Raw genomic sequence first — 15,809 nt, 5'->3', positions numbered from 1 at the left:
TGCGGGCATAAGAGAGCCATGCCACGCTTGATTGCTAAAACCACCCGCCCCGTCTCCGCGATCGCCCTGGCCGTGGGGGTGACAGCGGCCTTACCGGCGCAGGCGCAGGACGCCACCACGCTCATCCAGGGCGTGCGGATCGAAGGCAACCAGGAGACCCGATCCGAGACCATCCTGCGCGAGATCACGCAGCCGACCGGCGAAGCGCTGGACCGAGTGCGCCTCGAGGCGGACCTCGCCAGGCTCTACAAGCTCAATTTCTTCGATCGGGTGGACTACGCGCTCGAACCCGGCCTGGACCCGGCGCGCTCGACGCTGGTGGTCTCGGTCAAGGAGAAGCAAACCTGGATGCTCTTTCCGGCGGTGACCTACACCAGCCTGGACGGCCTGCTCCTGAGCCTCAACTACCGCAAGGACAACCTGCTCGGCACGGGCCAGTCACTGGGCGCCAACATCAACCTGGCACGGAACTACTACTACTACCTCAACTACGCGAACCCCTGGTTCGGCGAGGGCAAGACGACCCTCGACTCGACCCTCTTCGCCCAGCGAGTCTGGAACAACCTCGCCGTCGGCCCGAACGCCGCCTTGCCCGGGCTCATCGTGGAGCGGCAGGGCTTCAACGCCACCGTCGGGCGTCCGGTCTTCGGCGATCCGGTCGCGAGCCAATGGCAGGGGGCTCTGGTCGTCAAGGCCGAGCGCACGGCGCTGCAGGATTTCAACCAGGCCCCCCTGAGCGGCGGGGCGCTGTTCGCCTCGGGGGGCAACGCGGACCTGCAAGCGATCGCAGGCGCCAAGCTCACTTTCGACTCGCGGGATCTGAACCTCAACCCGACGAGCGGCTGGTTCAACAGCGCGAGCGCCGAGCAGTTCGTGCCGGGGCTGGGAGCCTCGAACCTCACGCGGCTCAAGCTGGACGTGAACCGCTACTTGCCCTTGGGCGGCGGGCACACCCTCGCACTGGGCACCCGTGTAGGCCACCTCTTCTCGGCCTCGGGCGAGCGGATTCCCGTCTACGAGCGCTTCTTCCCGGTGGTCGAGAACGCGATCCGGGGCTGGGCAGAGAACCCATCGCCCGAGGAGCTTTCCCGCTTCACGCTCGGCAGCTCTTCGGGGGACTCCTTCGCGCTGGCGAGCGCGGAGTATCGCTTCCCAATCGTCTGGATCCTGGCAGGCGCCCTGTTCGCGGACACGGGTCTCTACTGGGACCAGGCCAAGGGTAATTTCGCCTGGGAGCGCACCCGCTCGGGCTACGGAGCGGGGGTGCGCGTCAACATGCCCGCCCTCGGGGCGCTGCGCATCGACTATGGCATGCGCGAGTGGGACCCGGCCGGCGGCGTGCTACAGCTCGCGGTGGGCCATAAGTTCTAAGGAATCTGATTAGATCCCCCCACCCCCGTCCCACCAGGGGGCAGGGGGAGGGGTTTAGGCTTCGACCAGGACCTTGTCGGCGTCGCTGGCGATCGCCGCAAGCAGCTTCTCGACCGCCGAGATCTGGTCCTCGGCCATCATCCCTTCACGGCTGCACGTCAGCTCGCTCTCGCCCCAATTCCAGCGCGACAGCGCGGGCTTGCCGAGGGTGAGATCCGCCCAAGCCGAGCGCGAGAGGGCGAGCTGCACCCGGATGGTCTTGGCATCCGAGCGTACCGCCGAGACGCCGAGCTCGCTCGCCGTGAGCCGCAGGCCCACCACCCGCATGAGGTTCTTGACCGGTTGGGGCGGGGCGCCGAAGCGATCGCGCCACTCGCTCGTCAGCAGCTCCAGCTCGCGAATGCTCGCCACGCTCGCCAGCCGCTTGTACTGCTCCATTTTCTGGCCGGGCTCGAGGAACCAGTCGTCCGGCAGGTACGCCGCGACGCTCAGGTCAATGACCGCCTGCTGATGGTCCGTGACCACTTCCTGACCCTGTAGCTCGGCGACCGCCTCTTCGAGCAGCTGCATGTAGAGGTCGTAGCCGACCGTGATCATCTGGCCGTGCTGCTCGCCGCCCAAGATGTTGCCCACCCCGCGGATTTCCATGTCCCGCAGGGCGATCTGGTAGCCCGAGCCGAGGGCCGTGAACTGCTGGAGGGCATCGAGGCGCTCGCGCCCCTCGGGAGTCAGCTCCTTGCCCGCACGGTAGAAGCAATAGCAGTAGGCCTTGACGTCCGAGCGGCCGACGCGCCCGCGGATCTGGTAGAGCTGCGCAAGGCCCAAGCGATCCGCGTCGTCGATGATCATGGTGTTGGCGTTCGGGATATCGAGGCCCGACTCGATGATGGTCGTCGAGACCAGCACGTCGTACTCGTGGTTGAGGAACGAGAGCATCACGTCCTCGAGGGCGTTCTCGTTCATCTGGCCGTGGCCCACCACGATCCGGGCCTGGGGCACCAGCTCCTGCAATTCGGCGGCGACCCGGTAGATGGAATCGACCCGGTTGTGCAGCACGAAGACTTGGCCGCCGCGCTCCAGCTCGTGAAGGATCGCCGTGCGGACCATGTCCGGCTCGTAGGGGCCCACCGTGGTCTTGACCGGCTGGCGGTTCATGGGCGGAGTCGTGATGAGGCTCATGTCGCGCGCGCCCGACAGGGCCAGGTACAGGGTGCGGGGGATGGGCGTCGCACTCATGGTCAGCACGTCGACGGTCGCCTTGAGGTGCTTGAGGCGCTCCTTGTGGGCGACGCCGAAGCGGTGCTCCTCGTCGACGACCAAGAGGCCTAGGTCCTTGAAGGCCACGTCCTTGCTCAGCATGCGGTGGGTGCCGACCACCACGTCCACCGTCCCGGTCTCGAGGCCGCGGGTGGTCTCTTTCTGCTCCTTGGCCGACTTGAAGCGGCTGAGCAGGCTCACCTTGATGGGATAGGGCGCGAAGCGCTCGCGCAGGGTCTGGTAGTGCTGGTGCGCCAGGAGGGTGGTCGGCGCGAGCAAAGCAACCTGCTTGCCCGACATGGCGGCCTTGAAGATGGCCCTCAGCGCCACCTCGGTCTTGCCGAAGCCCACGTCACCGCAGATCAGGCGATCCATGGGGCGCTCGCGCTCCATGTCGGCCTTGGTCTCGGCGATCGCCCGCAGCTGGTCGGGGGTCTCCGAATAGGGGAAGCCCGCCTCCATCTCGGCCTGCCACGTGCCGTCCTCGGGATAGCCGTAACCCGGCTGGGCGGCGCGGTGGGCGTAGAGCTTGAGCAGATCCTCGGCAAGGACCGCGACGCTCTTCTTGACGCGCTTCTTGACGTTCTCCCAGTCGGCGCCGCCCATCTTGTTGACTTTGGGCTTGCCTTCGTGGGTCCCGCGGTAGCGGTGCAAAAGGCCGAACTGCTCGACCGGCACGTAGAGGCGATCGTCGCCCTGGTACTGGATGAGCAGGTACTCGCGCTCCTGGTTGTTCATCTCCAGGCGCTTGAGACCCAGGTACTGGCCGATGCCGTGCTTGGCATGCACCACGTAGTCGCCCACGCGCAGCTCGCTGAGGCTCGCGATCGCAGCCCCCGCGTGCGGCGCCCGTTTGGGAGCCCTCGCTCCCGGGCGCTTCTGCCAGCCGAACAGCTCGGCGTCCGAGAGCACCATGAGCTTGCTGTCGGGCCAGACGAAGCCCGCGTTCAGGCTCTCGCGAACGATCCAGACGCCCCCGAAGTCGAAGCTCGGAATGGGCAGGCGCCCGCCGTAGTTGGCCGCGAAGCCCCGCTCTTCGAGGATGGCGTAGACGCGCTGGGGCTGGGTGGAGGCGACGACCACCTTCTCGCCGCTATTCGCGGCCTCCTTGAGGGCGGCGGTCAGGCGATCGAACTGGTTGCCGAAGCCGTGGGGGGCATGGGTGCCCATTCGCACGTCCGCCCCATCCTCGCCGGAAGAAAGATCCAGCTGAGCGTAAGGCTTGAGGGATGCCGCGAACTCGTCCCAGGTCTGGTGCAGGGGGGTCGGCAGGGGCACGAGATCACCTGACTGATAGCCGTCGTCGTACTTCTTCTGGAGGGTCGTCACCCAGCCGGTGTAGGCCGAGGCCAGGGCCTTGCGATCGAGCCATACGACGGGCGAGCCGCCCGGCAGGTAGTCGATGAGGGTGCCGAGGCCGCCGAAGAAGGGCGCGTAGTACTCGCAGCCCTCGAAGTACTGGAAGGTCCGAAGCTGCTCCAGGGCCGACTGGGTCTTCTTGGTGAGCTTCGCGGCCTCCGCCTGGCGCTTGCCGCCCATCAGCTGGCGGACGCGCTTCTCGGCGTAGCCGTACAGGAGCTGCTCAGCCGTTCCCCAGCCCTCGGTGGGCAGGATCAGCTCGCGGGTCGGCCACAGGGACAGCACCTCACGGGGCTCGGTGGAGCGCTGGCTCGCAAGCTCGTACTCCTGGATGCGATCGATCTCGTCGCCGAAGAACTCGATCCGGCACGGGGCGTCGGCCTGGGGGGCAAAGACGTCGAGGATCCCGCCGCGGCGCGAGAATTCGCCCTTCTCGGTGACGGTGGTCGAGGGCCGGTACCCCAGCTTGATGAGCTGCTCGGTGAGCTGGTGGGGCGAGAGCATGTCGCCGGGCTTCAGGGTGACGGTCGCCTCGCGCCAGGCCTGGGGGCTGGGCAGGCGCATGGCGAGCGCTCGGGGGGTGGTGATCACCCGGCGCGGGCCCGGCTCGCACAGTTTGGCGAGCACCGCTTGGCGCGCGTGCAAGAGCTCTTCTTCAGGGGAGACGCCCTCGTAGGGGGTCACCTCGACCGCGGGAAAGTAGAGGGCCTCGACGCCGTAGGCGACCAGATCCGCCTGCAGGCGCTTGGCCACGTCGGCGTTGGGGGCGATCGCAAGCCAGCTCTCGGCCTCGAGGGACGAGGCGACCAGCGCCGCCGCCGCGGGGGTCACCCCGCCTACCTTGAGGGTGCGGCCGGCGACCGTCCCTGCCTTGAGGGCCTCCCAAGCGGGGGAGGCGAGGAGGAATGCCTGGAGATCGATCAAATTGCTCATGAAATCCCGGATAATCGGCGGCGCGCGACGCTCCAGTCTATCACGTCGGGCTGTGGCCCGCCGGGGCTTAGCCCCCCAGGGCCTTGAGGGCGCGATCGATGCGATCGCGCAGGATCGGATTGGTCTTGGCCTGGCCCTGGGCCACCTGGAACTCGCGGATGGCCTGCGCCGCGTTGCCGGACTGGCGGTACAGCTCGGCCATCCGGAAATGCAGGTCGGGGTCCTCGTAGCGCAGGGTGACGGCCTCCCGGAACTGGGAGAGAGCCTCCTGGAAGGCGCCGCGGTCCTGGTAAAGCTTGCCCAAATTGACCAAGGCTTCCCGGTGGCGCGGGTCGATGGCCAAGGCCTCGCGGTGCTCGCGCTCGGCCTCGCCTGACTCCCCGCGCAGCTGGTAGACCATGGCCAGGTTGTAGTGCAGGTCGCTGTTGCGCGCATCGAGCGGCACCGCCTGGCGGTAGACCTTGACGGCCTCGTCGAGCCGGTCGGTCTTGACCAGGAGCTTGCCGAGCGTCACCAGGGCCCCCACGTCCTGGCCGTCGTAGTCGGTGGCCGTGCGCAGGGCCTTCTCGGCCTCCTGGTAGCGACCCTGGCGCAGGAGGGCCCGGCCCAGCAGGTAGTGGGACTTGGGGGTGGTCGGCGAGATGTCCACGGCCGTCCGGTACTCGGCGATCGCCGCTTCCAGGTTCTTCTGGGCTTCGTAGACCTGGCCCAGGTGCTGGTGGGCCGCCAGGTGGCGCGGCTGGGTGGCGATCAGGGCCTGAAGGCGCTCGGCGGCGCTCGAAAGCTGTCCCCGGTCCTCGAGGGCGATGGCCTCGGCCAACGGATCGCGCTCGGCAGTCCAGAGAGCGTAGCCCCCGGCCCCCGCGAGGCCCAGGACCATGACCGAGACCCCGCCCAGGATCCACTTCCAGGGCCACTTGCGATCCAGCTTGAGGGGCATGGTCGGCGCCTTGGCCTTGCCGAGGCCCTGGCCGCACTTGCCGCAGCGGGCGACGAGGAGCTTGGTCTCGGAGCGCACCCGGTTGAAGACCCCACAGTGGGGGCAGATGGAAACGATGATGGTGGTGGGTGCGGGCCGGCCCACGCTGCGCCGGCGGTCGTAGGCCATGCGGCGGTCCGGGTTGGAGAGGACCTCGTAGGCCTCGGTCAAGAGCTGGGTCTCGATCGGGTTGCCCCCAAGATCCGGATGCCCCCCCGCCAAGAGCAGGGTGCGATACGCCTTCTTGATCATCAGGGCGCTCGCTTTGGGGTGGACCTGCAGGATTTCGTAGTAATCGGGGCCTTCGGCCATTCGGACCTCTCCATCATCCTGGCGAAGGGGACGCGTCGCGTCGCCCTCCTCGGCGCCAGAAAGCCCTTCGTGCTCGGAAAGGCCTCCGTTTTCAGAAAGCCCTCCCGCCTCAAAAAGCCCCTCTATTCTACACAGCCCCCGCCCCAGATCGCTTGCCTGTGGCGACGAAACCTCTCACTCATTTCGTCAAATCGACCATCCCCCGCTTCCGAGCCCGCCGCTACCGTAGAGCGAAAGTCTTGCGCATCCAGCAGCCAGCCTTTCGCCGCCCCTATTCTCGGTTCGGAAAGGAGGAGGTCGGATGGAGAGCACGCCAGGATCCTGGGCGGGCCAGGAGGCCCTGAGCCCCAACCGCCGCGCTCAGACGCCCCTCGCTCGCACGCCCGGGCTCGACCTCGAGGTCGCCTCCCCCGAGCCGGGCACCCTCCGCTTGCGCCTCCAAGGGGGGCTCGATGCCCGCTCGGCGCCGGCCTTCAAGCATGCGCTCGCCGAGCTGCTTTCCGAGGGCCCTTCGCGGATCGTGCTGGACCTCTCGGCCCTCAAGCGCCTGGATCCCACGGGGCTCGCGGCCCTCGCCGAAGCCGGCGAGATGGCCAAGCGCTGCGGCCAGCGCCTGGTGGTGGCCCACCTGCCCCCGTCCGCCCGCAAGCGCCTCGCGCGCGCCTCGCTCCACAAGATCATTCCCCTGAGCGAGGCCTGAGGGGGCCAGGCCCCCGCCCCCACCCCTTTTGGCGAGGAGAAAGCGTGAAAGGCCTGATCCTCACGGGGGGCGCGCACCATGCGCTCGCTCCCATCACCGCCACCGCCCCCCTCGGCGCCCTCCCGCTTCTGGGCGAGCCGCTGATCGCGCACCAGCTGCGCCACCTCTCGCGCGCCGGCGCCCGAGAGGTCCTGGTCGCCATGCACCACCTCCCCGCCCCCCTCGAGGCCGCCCTCCAGGCGGCGACCCCCGAGGGGCTGCACGTATCCGTCGCCCTGGAGCCCGCGCTCACGGGGACCGGCGGGGCCCTGATGGCCCATGCGGCCTTCCTCTCGGAAACCACCCTGGTGCTCTGCGGCGACGTGGTCGAAGGGCTGGATCTTTCGGGGGCCCTCGCCCACCACCAGAAGACCGGGGCCCTCGTCACCGCCGTCCTGAGCCCGCAGGCCACCCCCGGCGCGCTCGGCGCGAGTCTCTCGGCCGACGGCCTGCTGGGCGCGGCGGGGACCGAGCCCCCCAGTCTCTTTCAGACGGGCCTCTACTTCGTCGAGCCCGCGGCCCTTGCGTACCTGCCGGCAGCCCCGTGCGCCATCGGGCGCGAGTGGCTGCCGCAGCTCGTCGCGCAGGGGCTACCCGTCGCGGCTTTCGTGGCCGAGGGCCCGTGGCAGACGGTAGGAAGCCCGCTCGGCTATCACCAGGCGCAGCTCACAGCCCTTGCCGGGGATTGCGCCCACGTGGACCCCAGCGCCCGGATCCACCCGGAGGCCAAGCTCGTCGCCCCCTACTGGATAGGCCCCGGCTGCCGGGTGGATCGCGAGGGGCGGGTCGGCCCCCACGCCGTGCTGGTCCGAGAGGTGAAGCTCGCGCGGGGTGCTTCGGTCGAGTCGTCGGTGGTGCTCGCGAACACCTGGCTCGGCCGCGCCACCCGCTGGCGCGATCGCCTCGTCTGGCGCCACGGCTCCTTTCCCCTGGATCGGCCGCACCCCTATTTCGAGCCGAGCCCCGACCCGGAGGTGCTGCACCCGACCCTGCGGGCACCGTGGGGCGAACGGCTCGGCCAACTTCTGGACTCGGCGATCGCCGTCGTGGCCCTGGTGCTCCTCTCGCCCTTGCTGCTCGCCATTTGCCTCGCCATTTACCTGGACGACCCGGGCCCGGTCCTCTTCACCCAGCTGCGGGTCGGCCAGGACCGCCGCGCCTGGCGCGAGGGTAGCCTGCGCGGCCGGGTCTTCGAGCTTTACAAGTTCCGGACCATGGTCCGCGACGCCGAGGGGCGCCTTGCCGCCCTCAAGGCCCAGAACCAGTACGGTGACGGCGCCTTCTTCAAGCTGGCGCGCGATCCGCGCATCACCCGCCTGGGCCACTTCCTGCGCGCCACCAGCCTCGACGAGCTGCCCCAGCTCCTCAACGTAGCCCGCGGGGACATGCGGCTGGTCGGCAACCGCCCCCTGCCGGTGTACGAGGCCGAGGCCCTCCACGAGGACTGGCAGCGCCTGCGCTTCTCGTGCCCGGCGGGGATCACCGGCCTGTGGCAGATCAGCGGGCGATCCGACCTCAGCGAGAAGGAGCGGATGGTCCTCGACTCCTACTACTCGGTGACCCGCACCTTCTGGAGCGACTGGCTCATCCTGCTCAAGACCATTCCTGCCCTCTTGCTACGCCGCGGCGCACGCTAGCGCCCTGTTCGGAGGAAGCACCACCATGAAGACCCCCTTGGCCCCGATCGTCCTTGGCGCCATGCTCGCGCTCGCTCCCCTTTCCGCCCACGCCCAGGGCCTCCCCGAGCCGCCGGCGGTCTTGACCCTCGACCAGGCCATCACCAAGGCCCTCGCCAATAATCCCCAGCTTCGCCAGGCCCGGGCCGAGCTCTCCCGCGCCGAGGCCGAGGCCGAGGTCGCCAAGCTCTACCCCCTGCGCACCCTTTCGGCCAACGTGGGCCTCAACACCGTCGTGCCCCCGGCGAACGGCCTGCCGCTGCCCGCGGCCGGCGCCTACCTGACCATGAACCTGGGCGACTTTTTGAGCACCCCCATGGTGCTCAAGGGCTCCGAGGCCCGGGTCCAGGCCGCGCGCGAAGGGGTCCGGCAGGTGAGCCTGCAGGTGGTGGCGAGCACCACCGAGGCCTACGCCGGCTGGCTCTCCCAGCAGAAGCTCCTGGCCCTTCGGCATGAGGCCATCCGCAGCACCGAGTCGGACGTGCTGGTGGTCCAGCGCCTCTTCGGGAAGGGCAACGCCAGCATCAGCGAGGTCATGAAGGCGCGGCTTGCCGTCAGTCAGTCCCAGGCGGACCTGGTCGCCTCGGAGGGCGCCTACAACCGCGCCTGGGCCATCCTGGTCCAGCAGATGGGCGACACGGATTGGCTCGACAAGCCATCGAAACCCGCCAAGTAGTAAGCCCGCCCTAGTGAGGAGAAAACCATGAAGGACCGCCGCCCTCCCATCGAGGCCGCCCTGGCGCGCTTTGAAAACAACCTGCCGCTGCTGCGGCTATTGGTCGAGCGCGTCCTGCCCGGCTATCCGGGCGGGCCGCGCCCCCTGGTGCTCGCGGGGGCCCTCGCCCTGTACCAGGCCGCGCTGAGCTGGATAGAGGCCGAGGGCCCGTTCGGTGAGGCCGCCGAGAACGCCATCCAGCCGGCGCTCTTGGCCCTCTTCCAGCCCCAGGCGATCCCGCCGGTGGCCCTCCCCCCCGAGCTCACCCCCTTCGGCGACCGGCTCGACGAGATGGTCCGCACCCTGGAGGCTCGGGGGATGCAACCGGGCCTGATGCCCTACTACGCGCCGCTGGCGCACGCGTCTGGCTACGGCTTGCGGCCCTACGAGGAGTTTGCGAGCCCACCGCCCGGAGCCAACGACGGGCGCCTGTGGCTTGCACTCTCCAACATCCTCAGGCGGCGCTGGCCGCTCATCCTCTCCATCGTCCTGGCCACGGACCTCGCGGTCGGCGTGCTCTCGGCGCGCGCGCCCAAGACCTTCAAGGCGACCACCACCATCAACACCGGCATCGCCTCGGGCCAGTCGGTGAGCGGGACGGCCATCGACTGGTTCAAGGCGGGGGCCCTGATGGGCAACCTGACCGAGATGCTCCAGAGCCGCTCGGTGCTCGAGCGCACCTCCTCCAAGCTCAACCTGGCCACCACCCCCGAGAAGCTCGCCAAGCGCCTCGACGTCGAGAAGGTCGGCCAGACCGACATGATGCGGATCTCTGCCACCGCCAAGACCCCCCAGGAGGCCGCCGACCTCGCCAACACCCACACCCGCGAGTTCATCCAGTTCTACCAGCAGAGCCAGGGCAGCGACGCCCGCAACGCCGACGCCTTCATCGCCCAGCAGGTGCAAGAGAGCGCCAAGCGCCTGCGCGGAGCCGAGGAGAAGCTCAAGGCCTTCAAGTCCACCAACGTCCCCGAGGCCCAGACCACCATCGCCGTGCAGCTCGCCGAGCTTAGGGCCCAGAAGGGCGAGGTGGAGCGCGCCCTCTCGGCCGCCCAGAGCGGACTCTCGACGGTCGAGCACGAGATCCAGCAGCTCAAGAAGGACCCCATGTTCGCCGCCACCGTGCAGGACGCCCCCGAGGTGGAGACGGCGGGCGATCGCCTCAAGACCCTCAAGCAGAACCTCGATGACGCCCGGAGCCTCTACGGCGACAAGAGCCCGGTGGTCAAGGAGCTCAAGAACCAAATCGCCCGCGCCTCGGGCACGGTTCGCTCCACCACCGCCAAGGTGGCGGCCGCCGACCCGTCGCGCGCCGGTGCCGCCGAGCGCCGGATCGCCCTCAAGGTCGAGATCGCCCAGCAGCAAGCCAAGCTCTCGAGCCTCAACCGGGCGATCGCCGATCTCGAGCCCAAGGCGCGCACCGCCTCGGTCACCGACGTCACCTACAAGGAGCTCCAGCGCGAGGTCGCCTTGCGCGAGGCGGACTACCAGCGCCTGAGCGAGCGCGCGAGCCAGACCCGGCTCGCCGCCAACGGGGCCTCGGTCCTGCCCATCACCATCGTCGATTGGGCCGAGCCGCCCATCAAGCCCGAGAACGCCAAGACCCTCCTCAAGCTTGCCCTCGGCTCGCTCATGGCCAGTATTTTCGGCTTCGTGCTCGCCTACATCCTGGAGGCGCGCGCGAGCGCCCTGAGCGCCCACGAGCTGGTCGAGGCCCGCCTCGACCAGGAGCGGAGCGCATGAGCGTGAAGGCCGCCCTGCCGACCCGCAAAGCCCCCCGCCAGGTGACCTGGTGGAAGGTGCTGCTCATCTGCCTGCCCTTCGTGGCGGTCATGGCCCAGGCGATTTCGGGCTTCGACCGGCTCAAGATGGTGCTGCTCACCATCGCTCCCTTGATGGCGGCCATCTTCCTCAACGTGGAGCTCGGGGTCTACGTGCTGTTGGGCTTCTCGACGGTGGTGGTGTTCATCAAGCGCCTGATGCCCAACCTGGACGCCAACCAGATCGGGCTCGCCCTGGAGGGGATGCTCGTCCTGATGGGGCTGCGGCTGGTGCTCGATCTGGCGAACGGGGGGAACCCTCGCCTGTTCCGTACCGCCATCACCCTGCCGCTCTTGGTCTTCTGCGCCTACCAGGTGCTCGAGGTCCTCAACCCCCTGGCGCCGAGCATCAAGTTCGGCCTCTACGGGCTGCGCGACACCCTGCGAGCGGTCGGCGCGCTGTTGGTGGTCTACTACTTCCGCAGCGAGCACAAGCTCAAGCGCTTCATGGTCTTCTGGCTGGGGCTGCTCACCTTCGAGGGGCTGTACGGCATCTTCCAGCACCACCACGGCCTGCTCAACCAGGAGTACAACTGGCTCATCGAGTCGGGCAGCTGGCGCACCCACATCCTCAACGGCTACGTCCGCGTGTTCGGCACCGTGGGCGACGCGGCGACCTTCGGCTTCATCGAGATCACGGGCGCGCTGCTGCTCTTCGCCCTGGCGCTATCGAGCAAGGGATGGCGGGTCATCGCCCTCCTGGCGCTCGCGGCCCCCATGCTCTACGCCATGGTGCTCAGCTACTCGCGTGGGCCCATCGTGGCGGTGGCCGCGGGGCTCGGGGCCATGCTGCTCCTGAGCCGGAACTGGAAGCTGACCATGGGCGCCATGCTCATCGGGACCCTCTGCCTCGGCGGGCTCGCCGCCGCCGGCCAGACCCGCCTCTTGGATCGGGTCATGACCGCGACCAAGCCGGGCGAGGATGCGAGCTTCCAGGTGCGGATGGGCTACATCAACGACTACCTGCCCAGGATCGTCGAGCGACCCTTCGGCAGCGGCCTCTGGACCGCCGGCGCCTCGGGCCTCGCCGTCACCGGCGGCGAGCCCATCCCCGGCACCACCATCGGGGTGCCCACCGACAACAACTACTTCAAGTACGGCCTCGAGATGGGCTGGGTCGGCCTGACCCTGTTCATCTGGCTCATCGTGGCCACCGCCGTCTCGGCGGCCCGGACCTACACCCGCCTTTCGCGCCCCTTCCCCAAGGCCCTCTCGCTCGGGCTCTTCGGGGTCTTCGTCTGCTACGCGGTGGGGGCCCTCTCCAACGACATCTACGTCCAGAAGCCCCTGAGCGAGTGGTTCTACCTCGCCATCGGCCTCGCCATGCTGCTCGGCCAGTCGGCCGAACTACAGCGGCGCAGCCCCCCGAGGAGGCCCTTATGAAGATCACCCTCATCGCCTCGGACGAGTCCAGTGCCCCGCTCTACCGGGTGCGCCTGCTGGCGCGCGTGCTCTCGCGCCGCTTCGACGTGGAGGTATTGGGCTTCCACTTCAGGCCAGACGCACTCGACCCCTTGGCCCCGCGCGACTTCTCGTATCGGGGCATCGCCGCCAGGCCCTGGCCGGCCTTCTGGCAGGACGCTCGCAAGCTCGCCCAAGCGATCACGGGCGATCTGATCTACGCCATGAAGCCCCGGCCGACCTCCTACGGCCTCGCGCTCGCGCTGCGCGCCGCGCGCGGCCTGCCGGTGGTGGTCGACGTGGACGACTGGGAGCCGTACATGGTGGCCCCCTACTCCCGCCACGCCCTGAAGAACGCCGTCTACGGCCTGCCGCGGCTGCACGAGCCAAACAACTACTGGGCGACCTGGACCATGGACAAGCTGGTCGGGGCCGCCGACGCCATCACCACCGTTTCGACCCACTTCCAGCGGCGCTACGGCGGCGTGCTCGCCCCCCAGTACGTGGACACGGCTCGCTTCGACCCCGAGGCCTACGACCGCGAGGCCCTGCGCGCCGAGCACGGCCTCACCGACTTTAAGGTCGCGGTGTTCGCGGGGATCGCCCAGCCCAACAAGGGGGTCGGCGAGATCCGCGAGGCCCTCTCGCGCATGGGGGACCGGCACCCGTGGCGCCTGGCCATCGTGGGGCCCATCACCCCCTACGCCAAGGCCCTGGCCGATGAGGACGAGCGGGTGCTGCTGTTCGGCACCCAGCCCCCCGAGAAGACGCCCGCCTTCTTGCGCATGGCCGACGTGGTGGCCCTGCCGCAGCGCCAGGAGCCCGCGAGCATGGGCCAGATGCCCATGAAGCTGTACGAGGCCATGGCCATGGCCTGCCCGGTGGTCTCGACCGCGGTCTCGGACATCCCCTCGCTGCTTGCGGGCTGCGGGGTGGTGGTCCCCCCCCGGGACCTGGACGCCCTCAGCCGCGCGATCGCAGGCCTCCTGGACGACCCCAAGCGATCCCAGGCCCTGGGCGAGGCGGCAAGACGCCGCATCCGCGAGCGGTACAGCTACGAGGCGGGGGCCGCGACGCTCGGGTGCCTCTTCGGCGCGCTGGATGCTCGGCACCGCGCGCGGAAAGGGAGGTCGCCGTGCTGAGGGATCACGACCTGGTCTGCCTCTCGATCACCCCGTGGGAGACGGCCCTGCCCTCCAGCGGGCACTACCTGATGCGCGAGTTCGCCTCCCACAACCGCGTGCTGTGGGTGGACCACCCGGCCACCCTCAAGGACGGCTGGACCTACCGCCGCGATCCGGCCTGGCGCGATCGCCTCAAGCGCACCTGGGGACGGCTCCCCGCCCTGCGCCGGGTGCCGGATCCCCAGCGCGAGGTCTGGGTCCTCACCCCGCCGCCCATGGTCCCGAGCGGCCTGCCGCGCCCCCTCTACGACTGGGGCCTCGCGGCAGCCGCCTCGCTCACACGACGCAGCATCCTCAAGGCCATGCGGCAGCTGGGGATGCGCGACCCGATCCTCTGGGTCTCCTTCGACGTGCCCCTCGGCGAGCGGCTCGCAGGCAAGCTCGGCGAGCGCATGACCGTCTACCACTGCTTCGACGAGATCAAGGGCGAGCCCTACATCGCCCGTCACGGCGAGCGGCTCGAACCCCGCCTGATGGCCAAGAGCCAGGTGGTCTTCACCAGCAGCCCCGCCCTCCAGGCCACGCGCGGCGCCACGCACCCCGACTGCCACTACGTGCCGAACGGGGTGGAGTACGCCCACTACGCCCGGGCCTGCGACCCGCGTGAGCCCGTCCCCCCGGATCTCTCGCGCCTGCCCTCGCCGGTGATCGGCTACTTGGGCAACCTGGAGGCGCGCTTCGACTACGACCTCATCGTCGCCTGCGCTGCGGCGCGGCCCGACTGGTCGTGGGTGCTGATCGGCCCGGTGCAGCCCGCCTACGCGGCGTGCGCCGAAGTCCTCAAGCGCCTGCCAAACATCCACCTGCTCGGTCCGCGCCCCGCGTCGAGCGCCCCCGGCTACCTCAAGGGCTTCGACGTGGGGATCATCCCCTTCGTCTCGTCGGCTCAGACCCGGGCCATCTATCCGCTCAAGCTCAACGAGTACCTGGCCGCGGGTCTGCCGGTGGTCATGACCCCCTTCGCCCCGCTCGACCCGTTCGCCGGCACCTGCTGGGTCGCCGAAGGCCAGGCCGCCTTCCTCGCGGCGATCGCGCAGGCGCTCGCCGCGCGATCCAGCGAGTACCGCGAGGCCCGGATGGCGCTGGCGCGCGAGAACGACTGGAGTGCCCGCGCCCTGGCGATGGGCCGGATCCTGGTGCCGCGCCTGATTGCCCAGAACGCCCGCATGCTGTCAGGAGGGACGCCCCGATGACTCGACCGATCCTGTCGGTGGTGGTGGTCAACTGGAACACCCGCGCCCTGCTCAAGGCCTGCCTCGAGAGCATCCAGCGAGAGACCCTCACCCCCACCGAGATCTGGGTGGTGGACAACGGCTCGGCGGATCACAGCCCCGAGATGGTCGCCGCCGACTTCCCAGACGTCCGCCTCATCGCCAACGACCACAACCTGGGTTTCGCCGCGGCCAACAACCAGGCCCTACCCCAGGCCCGGGGGCGCTACGTGCTCTTGCTCAACTCGGACACGGTGGTCCTGGACCATGCCCTCGATCGGATGGTCTCGTTCATGGAGAACCACCCCGAGGCCGGGGCCGTCGGCTGCAAGCTGCTGAACGGCGACGGCACCCTGCAGCCCTCGGCCCACAACTTCTACAGCACCATGGGTTCTTTGGTCGAAAACAAGCTGGTCGCCCTGTTCTGGAAGAAGCGCTCGGCCCGGACCCGCTTCTTGAGCTACTGGGACCACGAGAGCACCCGGCAGGTCGATTGGGTGACGGGCGCCTGCCTCTTGGTGCGCCGGGACGTGGTCGAAACGGTGGGGCTCCTGGACGAGCGCTTCTTCATGTACGGCGAAGAGATCGACTGGCAGATGCGGATGGCCAAGGTCGGGCACCGGGTCTACTTCCTCTCGGAGGCCGCCATCATCCACCTGGGCGGCGCCAGCTCCGCGCGGGTCCCCGACCGCATGCGCCGGCAGGAGTACCATAGCCGCGCCCTCTTGATCGACAAGCACTACGGCCGCATCACTCGCCTGACCTTCCACGCCAAGACCGCGCTGGGCATCGGCTTCTGGCGGGCGGTGAACGCCCTGAGGGGGCGCAAGGTTTCGTGGGGGTGATGGTCGG

Annotated in this window: 11 protein-coding genes; 9 read left to right on the top strand and 2 right to left on the bottom strand. The window is 69.2% G+C overall.

Annotated features, from left to right (window positions below):
- Window positions 1-18 precede the first annotated feature (18 nt).
- Window positions 19-1,371, top strand: a complete 1,353-nt coding sequence (locus J7643_06650) for a BamA/TamA family outer membrane protein (GenBank protein ID MBO9540254.1) — start codon at window positions 19-21, stop codon at window positions 1,369-1,371.
- A gap of 54 nt (window positions 1,372-1,425) precedes the next feature.
- Here J7643_06650 and mfd read toward each other — a convergent pair whose 3' ends face one another.
- Together mfd and J7643_06640 are read right to left on the bottom strand one after the other, a co-directional pair.
- Window positions 1,426-4,920, bottom strand: a complete 3,495-nt coding sequence (gene mfd / locus J7643_06645) for a transcription-repair coupling factor (protein MBO9540253.1) — start codon at window positions 4,918-4,920, stop codon at window positions 1,426-1,428.
- Window positions 4,921-4,987: 67 nt separating this feature from the next.
- Window positions 4,988-6,211, bottom strand: a complete 1,224-nt coding sequence (locus tag J7643_06640) for a tetratricopeptide repeat protein (protein ID MBO9540252.1) — start codon at window positions 6,209-6,211, stop codon at window positions 4,988-4,990.
- A 301-nt stretch (window positions 6,212-6,512) separates the two neighbouring features.
- On the opposite strand from J7643_06640, the gene J7643_06635 reads away from it, so the two are divergent.
- Genes J7643_06635 through J7643_06600 form a run of 8 tightly spaced genes read left to right on the top strand, consistent with a single transcriptional unit; the run spans window position 6,513 to window position 15,802 of the window.
- Window positions 6,513-6,911: an STAS domain-containing protein gene (locus tag J7643_06635; protein ID MBO9540251.1), complete on the top strand. Its 399-nt coding sequence runs from the start codon at window positions 6,513-6,515 to the stop codon at window positions 6,909-6,911.
- Window positions 6,912-6,955: 44 nt separating this feature from the next.
- Window positions 6,956-8,587 (top strand): sugar transferase, encoded by a 1,632-nt coding sequence (locus tag J7643_06630; protein ID MBO9540250.1) that lies wholly within the window; start codon window positions 6,956-6,958, stop codon window positions 8,585-8,587.
- A gap of 25 nt (window positions 8,588-8,612) precedes the next feature.
- Complete coding sequence (locus tag J7643_06625) at window positions 8,613-9,302, top strand: TolC family protein (GenBank protein ID MBO9540249.1); 690 nt, start codon at window positions 8,613-8,615, stop codon at window positions 9,300-9,302.
- A 27-nt stretch (window positions 9,303-9,329) separates the two neighbouring features.
- Window positions 9,330-11,084, top strand: coding sequence for a hypothetical protein (locus tag J7643_06620; GenBank protein MBO9540248.1), 1,755 nt, complete (start codon window positions 9,330-9,332; stop codon window positions 11,082-11,084).
- Complete coding sequence (locus J7643_06615) at window positions 11,081-12,544, top strand: O-antigen ligase family protein (protein MBO9540247.1); 1,464 nt, start codon at window positions 11,081-11,083, stop codon at window positions 12,542-12,544. Before J7643_06620 ends, J7643_06615 begins: the two co-directional genes overlap by 4 nt.
- Entirely contained in the window at window positions 12,541-13,704 is a 1,164-nt protein-coding gene (locus J7643_06610) for a glycosyltransferase (GenBank protein ID MBO9540246.1), read from the top strand. Before J7643_06615 ends, J7643_06610 begins: the two co-directional genes overlap by 4 nt.
- A complete protein-coding gene (locus tag J7643_06605; protein ID MBO9540245.1) occupies window positions 13,698-14,939 on the top strand; it encodes a glycosyltransferase in 1,242 nt (413 codons plus the stop codon). The genes J7643_06610 and J7643_06605 overlap by 7 nt, the downstream gene beginning before the upstream one ends.
- The gene (locus tag J7643_06600) at window positions 14,936-15,802 is read left to right on the top strand and encodes a glycosyltransferase family 2 protein (GenBank protein ID MBO9540244.1); all 867 of its coding nucleotides are present in this window, start codon (window positions 14,936-14,938) and stop codon (window positions 15,800-15,802) included. The genes J7643_06605 and J7643_06600 overlap by 4 nt, the downstream gene beginning before the upstream one ends.
- Window positions 15,803-15,809 lie beyond the last annotated feature (7 nt).

This window comes from bacterium (assembly GCA_017744355.1).
GTDB lineage: Bacteria > Cyanobacteriota > Sericytochromatia > S15B-MN24 > UBA4093 > JAGIBK01.
This window is presented reverse-complemented; position numbering and strand designations above follow the sequence as displayed.